This window comes from Neobacillus terrae, assembly GCF_011393025.1.
Lineage (GTDB): Bacteria > Bacillota > Bacilli > Bacillales > Cytobacillaceae > Neobacillus_A > Neobacillus_A terrae.
The window spans coordinates 107,164-113,172 of sequence record NZ_JAAOEO010000014.1; the positions used below are offsets into that span (position 1 = coordinate 107,164).

The window sequence follows — 6,009 nt, forward strand, 5'->3', positions numbered from 1 at the left end:
TCCTTTCTTGCGTATATCCTTGTTTTGCTTATCACGCTCTAAAAAGCATATCCTCGAAAAAGATATACTTTTTCTTCGTGCGAGGCAAAGCTGTCGAGGCCTTCCTTGCCCTGCCCGGCGTGAGTTAAGAATTTATGTAAATAAATTCTTATTAGCCAAAGAAAGTTCAACCAGAAAAGGCTGAACTTTATACTCTTCCCACTATATCATTTTAACCTCTTTTTTATAAAAATTTCCCCTTTCCTCGATTTGTAGTTTTTGATTAACTCTATAATCTTTTACTGTTAATAAAAAAGTTTATCCCAATGAAAGTGATTTGTTCAAATCCTTATATAAGTCAGCTGCTGCTTGAAATATTGAAACAGAATATATATTCGTTTCTCTTTGCTTTTTTGTTTCTGGATTCAATTTTTCTAGTGCTTCTTTAATCCTTTTTAAATGTTCTCGGGGATTCAAATCCATTCCGTCAAAATATTGTCCAACCGAATACAACAGTATTGTACATTTGTTTTTCTCATCTAAGGAATTGTCCCTTGTCTCTGACCAATTGAAAAGAATCTTTTGTGTATAAGCTAAAAAAAAATACCCCTTTTGAATCTGATTTAATTCATTAGAATATTTTATAAGCGCTTGTTTGCTTTTTGCAGAAAAGGGATTCCATTTCAAACTATTTTCCGCTTTTTTCAAAGAGTACTGTGCATCGTGCAATCCTTCCAAGAGTTTGTTCAACTCTTGCCCCAGTTCATATTCATCATAAGGCTTTTCTCCATTTTTAAGCCAATTTGCCAAGCTGGAAATGTTTACTGTAAGATCTCCTCGCAGGTTTTTAATTCGATGCCGTGCTTCCTTAGTAAAGTTTGGCGGAAACAGAAACATATGTATTAGAACAGCTACAATAGAACCAATTATCGTATCTCTAATTCGATCTATTGCATATCCCTTAGTTTTATGTTCGAAAACAAAAACAAAAAGGATTGTTAGAGCTACCTGGTGAAGCACCTTTTCATCCAGCCTTAAGAATAAAGCAAGGCTAGCTCCAATTAATATAAGAATGCCTAAAATCCAGCCGTTAAGGTGAAAATGGCTTGCCAGAAGGACAATTACCATAACCCCTAACACAGTACCAATAATCCTGTGGAACGAAAAGCGGAGAGATTGATCAATGGTGGATTGAAGACAAAGTATGACGGAAAGAGGCGCAAGATATGGGTGACCAGAACCTGCAAGTGAGGATATTTCCCAAGATAAAGCAGAGCCTAATGCCATTTTAAAAGTCAATAAATAAGGATTTTCGTATAAATGTTTTCCTGATTTCTTTTTCATGGATTCTCCTGCATTAGCATGAATTTAAAGATATTTTTCCAACAAACGTTGGTTATATACTATGATGAATTCACCTTTCATTATGTTGGTTTAAGAGTCAAGATTAATTGATTAAAACAAATCTTTTGTTAAATATTTTCATCTTTCTGGTATTTTGGGTATAATAAAAACAAATATCAATATAAACTAAAAAAGACCAAACATGCGCGAACATGTCCGGTCATATACAATAGAAGGTTCCCGCAAAGGGGATCGGCTATTAGGGACGATAATCCATCAGAGCCTCTAACTCAAGGGTGGATTATTTTTTTTGGTTAAATGACAAAATCGACACGACTAAAGTTGCAAAGGCTATCATCGTCATAATCGATTCAAATACTGTCAAACGGCATCACCCCCTTTCGTTTCGGGGAGTGAGCCGACCACCCTTAAGAAAACCTATTCTATTGTTCTATCAATTATATCATTTACGAAAAGAGAAATCCCACAGAGAATTATCCTCCGTATTTACTTCGTATATCCCTGAAAGCTTTTTCAAAAACCCTCCGTTAAAGGAAAAATAAAATGTGGCGGAGATTCCGCGATTATCCATAACGAATTTGTTTTCCCGTTATTCCAAGCGTGCCAGTTTAAGCTTTTTCATTTGCCAAGTTTCTCTTGAGTTCTGCTCCTCTCTTTTTATCAATAAAGACACCTTTTTTATGCATAAAACTGACAGTTTCCAGATCCTTAAACGGGGTAAATGGCAATAAAGACATTTAAGAGGAGGACAAACCATGAATATTGAAGAAGTCATGACAACAGATGTAGAAACATGTCCCCCTAATACCCCGATTTCCGAGGTTGCAAAAAAAATGAAGGAGCTGGATGTAGGTGTTATTCCTATTTGTGAAGGTGATCAGCTAGCAGGCCTTGCCACAGACCGCGACCTTGTCATCAAGGCCTTAGCCAGTGAACTGCCACTTGATACCCCTATATCAGAAGTAATGACAGAGGATCCAGTCAGAGGTACCATTCATATGTCAGCAGAGGAAGCAGCCGATTTAATGGCCGACGTTCAAATTCGCCGTCTTCCTATTGTGGAAGAGGGAAAACTGATCGGTATCGTGTCTCTCGGAGACCTTGCGGTTACGAACCAGCTTGATACGGAAGCAGGAGAAGCGCTCGAGGAGATCTCCAATCCTTCCGAACCAAATAATTAAAAAAATTACCCCCGTACATGAAGTGCGGTGGGTTGTTTTATTATTTAATTTTTAAAAGCTGAAGGTCAGAAAGTGCCTGCTGCAGATTAGCTCTTGTCGCCTGTGTGCTAAAATCAAGGCCAAGGTTTACAGCTGTCTGAGCAATTTCTGGTCTGATTCCTGTAACAATAGTTTGAACACCAAGAAGCTTTAAAGCAGAAACTACCTTAAATATCTGGTCTGCAACCATGGTGTCCACCATAGCTACACCGGAAAGGTCAAGAATCAGGTTTGAAAGTTTTAGTCTATTCGCTTCACTTAGCGTTTGTTCCATTAATCGACGAGCTCTCTCTTCATCGATATTGCCAATTAACGGAAGAACAGCGATTCCTTTTGCCAATGGAACAACAGGTACCGATAACTCTAAGAATGCGTTTTTAGCATCTTCAAGAGTTTTTTTGTAAAAGTGTACATAGGTTAAGCTAAAGCAATAAACAGCATGATCCATCAAGGGGTCAATAATACTTAATGCCCGGAAAACTGATCGGACTGACATATTCTCCTCGACCGCTGCTTCCTCTATTGTATTGTTAATAAAAGAACGATAATAGCTTGTATCTTTAAGAGCTTCATCAAGTGGAACACCAAGATTATGAGCGTATTCCCCTGTCTCCTTGCCCCATTTTTCAATAGCATCATATGCGTCATTTTTATTTACTCCCGTTATCAGGGCCTTTGAAAATAATTCCACAAAATCGGAGCGAATCTTAATTACCTCTTTATCTTCCAGCTGTTCAGCAAATTTTAGCTGCTCAACCGTTGCTTCTGATTTACGAATTTCGTGAACCTTTTTAGCAATTTCATTCTTTTTTTCAGATATTCGGGACCCAAGTATATTAAGTTCTTCGTTATTCATATTAATCCTCCGGCTGCATTACTTTCGTTAATACTAATTATTTTACTAGGTTCCTTAAATACAGGCAATTTTGAATTTATACGTGCCTTGGTATTTTTGATAAACCTAAAAACCTTTTTAATACCCATCTTTTAAGATACACATACAAAGCCTTTTACAATTCAAGCTCACTAAATTTTACTCGCTTTCTTAAATACACTGCTTACTTAAGAAAATGGAAAATTCCTGAAATAACCTTTTCCTCCCAATCAAATGAATTATAGGTATGATCGGCACCTTCGATGGAGATAAGACTTGCCTTTTCGCCATAGCATTTTTCAATATATTCTTTTGATACTTCAAAAGAAACGGATTTATCCTCAGTTCCATGAATAAGCAAAACATCCTTTTCATATTTTGCTGCTTCTGTCCATACTTCAATGCTTTGCAATTCCTCAATAAAAGGCTTGCCAATTAAATTTCCTCCTATATCATAAGCATCTTTGCTTTCGATATAGCGAGCATGTTTTTGCATTTCTAATGCTTTTTCTGCCATGCTTCCTGCCGGTGCGAGAAGAATTAATTTATGTAAATCATCCTGTAAATGACCTGCAAGGAGACTGGCTACCAAACCACCCATACTAAATCCAAGAACGACAATCCTATCTTTGTCAACCAATGGATGGGACTTAACAAATTCAAAAATGGTTTTTGCTTCCTCAAGTTCCTTTAAAACAGTCATATCCTCGAAGTAACCATCACTTTCACCACTTCCTAAAAAATCAAAACGAAAGCTGGCAATGCCTCTATCTTCAAGTGCTTTTGATATTTTTAAGAATAGGCGGTGTGGCTCAAGCTTCGTTCCAGTAAAACCGTGGAACAGAATGACTGCCGGAGTTTTTTCACCAACCCTGATATGTTCCATACCTCTAAGAATCTGCTTATTATGAATGATTGAAATTGCTTGCTGCATGTAAACTCTCCCTTAATTATTTCTTTTTAATTATGTATTAGCTGACATTATGCTTTTTCCCTTTTTCATCATATCAAATTTTTTAGCAAAATAGATTCCAAATGAATTAGCAAGAATCCAAACCAATAATAATTGAATATCCTTCCTGGGCAATGGTCAAACTACTCTAGCGGAAAATTTTTTGAAATGAGGTAAAATACATGAAGGAAGTATTACAGCAAGTAAAAGAGGATCTTGAAAAAGCATTCGATCATCCGGAAGCAGTGAATATAGATGAAAGTATTGGCAGGCTCCAGCAGGCCCTTGAGCAATACGGAGATAAGGGCACAATGATTGAAAATGCCATTACTGCACTCACACAGGCAAAAAATGCTACTTTCGCCCTTAAAAGCGCCGGAGATGTTTCTTCCTCTGCCGCCTATGGACAAGCGTTCAATGCCCTGGACCAAGCAATTGAATCATACGTAGAAACAAATAATGATCCTTATTAAATTAATATGAATTGGTTGTTATAGATAGTAAAGGAGCGATTCCCTCTCTATTTTATAAAGGTCTGTGTTCAAGATCATTATGTATTTTGTACTATGTTGACTGGAGTGGAAAGCTACACAGTGAAGTTAATAGAGCTATATAATAAATAATATAAAAGCTGTCTGGATCATCCAGGCAGCTTAATGTTTCTTAAGTTCTTTGACCGTAACGAATTGATACCCTTTCTTGGATAAGGAGCCTAATACTCCTTCTATTACTTTCAACTCATTTCTGCTCTTGTCATACATAGGATGCAGTAGAATAATGGCTCCAGGTTTTACATTTTTTTACATAGTGAATTTTTTCTTTAACAGACGTATAATATGTATCCGGTTTGAAGCTCCAGGTTATTGTTTCCTGATGAAGTTTATTTAATAGTAAGGCAAAACTACAAGCTTTTTCCCATTTGGTGGACGGAAAGCTATAGCGCCCTTATAACCCGTTTTCCGAATCTGTTCATTGGTTTTCGTTATCTCATTTTCAACAAATGAAGGGCTTTTCAAGACCATCCTCTGGTGTGTATAAGAATGATTCCCCAATTGATGTCCAGCTTGAACAATGGCTAGTCCATAACTTGAATTCTTTTGGAGTTCGTTTCCTATAACTAAAAAGGTAGCTTTAGCATGAATTTTTCAAGCAGCGGGAGTATTTTTTCCACATTCTTTGTCGGCCCGTCATCAAAGGTTAAGGCTACCACTTTGTCATTTATATTTACCTGACTTGTTAACCCTCCAAATAGCTGAAACGTTCTAGAGTTCATTAATTTATAGGTTCCTAGAAATAGTAAAATTATAACAAAGGAGTCCCTATACCGATTGATAAGACTTTTTTAAGCATAAGTACCTCTTTTTTAAAATCATATTATTGGTAAAACACGGCATTCGTCAAGTCCCTTAGGCGGATGCCTAAGTTTTACTTATCTCGCTCAAACCCGGGACTTCCCTCATCTTCGTGCGCGGTATAGCACGAAGCTTCCTTGTCCAGTCCGCAGTCCTTTCAGAATTTATGGATATTAATTCTGACTAGCAAAGAACAAAAGGCGCAAGCGCCCTGGTTAGATGATGAAAGGCTAAAATCGCCACGTCCTGTGGCAACGCCTTCCTGAC

The 6,009-nt window shown here is 37.2% G+C and carries 6 protein-coding genes and 1 pseudogene; 2 read left to right on the forward strand and 5 right to left on the reverse strand.

All coding sequences use genetic code 11. From position 1 onward, the window contains the following. Positions 1-297 precede the first annotated feature (297 nt). Both G8761_RS18440 and G8761_RS28145 read right to left on the reverse strand, forming a co-directional pair. The gene (locus G8761_RS18440) at positions 298-1,323 is read right to left on the reverse strand and encodes an FUSC family protein (protein ID WP_166029344.1); all 1,026 of its coding nucleotides are present in this window, start codon (positions 1,321-1,323) and stop codon (positions 298-300) included. 301 nt (positions 1,324-1,624) lie between these two features. Continuing rightward, positions 1,625-1,708, reverse strand: coding sequence for a putative holin-like toxin (locus G8761_RS28145; protein ID WP_420800269.1), 84 nt, complete (start codon positions 1,706-1,708; stop codon positions 1,625-1,627). A gap of 391 nt (positions 1,709-2,099) precedes the next feature. On the opposite strand from G8761_RS28145, the gene G8761_RS18445 reads away from it, so the two are divergent. Continuing rightward, positions 2,100-2,525 carry a CBS domain-containing protein gene (locus G8761_RS18445; RefSeq protein WP_166029346.1) on the forward strand — a complete coding sequence of 142 codons (426 nt, stop codon included), beginning with the start codon at positions 2,100-2,102 and terminating at the stop codon, positions 2,523-2,525. Between the two features lie 40 nt (positions 2,526-2,565). Here the strand turns inward: G8761_RS18445 and G8761_RS18450 are convergent, their stop codons facing one another. Both G8761_RS18450 and G8761_RS18455 read right to left on the reverse strand, forming a co-directional pair. Then, a complete protein-coding gene (locus G8761_RS18450; protein WP_166029348.1) occupies positions 2,566-3,420 on the reverse strand; it encodes an STAS domain-containing protein in 855 nt (284 codons plus the stop codon). A gap of 202 nt (positions 3,421-3,622) precedes the next feature. Further along, the gene (locus tag G8761_RS18455; RefSeq protein ID WP_166029350.1) at positions 3,623-4,372 is read right to left on the reverse strand and encodes an alpha/beta hydrolase; all 750 of its coding nucleotides are present in this window, start codon (positions 4,370-4,372) and stop codon (positions 3,623-3,625) included. Positions 4,373-4,572: 200 nt separating this feature from the next. On the opposite strand from G8761_RS18455, the gene G8761_RS18460 reads away from it, so the two are divergent. Next, the gene (locus G8761_RS18460; protein ID WP_166029352.1) at positions 4,573-4,863 is read left to right on the forward strand and encodes a hypothetical protein; all 291 of its coding nucleotides are present in this window, start codon (positions 4,573-4,575) and stop codon (positions 4,861-4,863) included. 180 nt (positions 4,864-5,043) lie between these two features. On the opposite strand, the pseudogene G8761_RS18465 reads toward G8761_RS18460, so the two are convergent. Beyond that, positions 5,044-5,723 (reverse strand): annotated as a pseudogene (locus G8761_RS18465) (polysaccharide deacetylase family protein). Positions 5,724-6,009 lie beyond the last annotated feature (286 nt).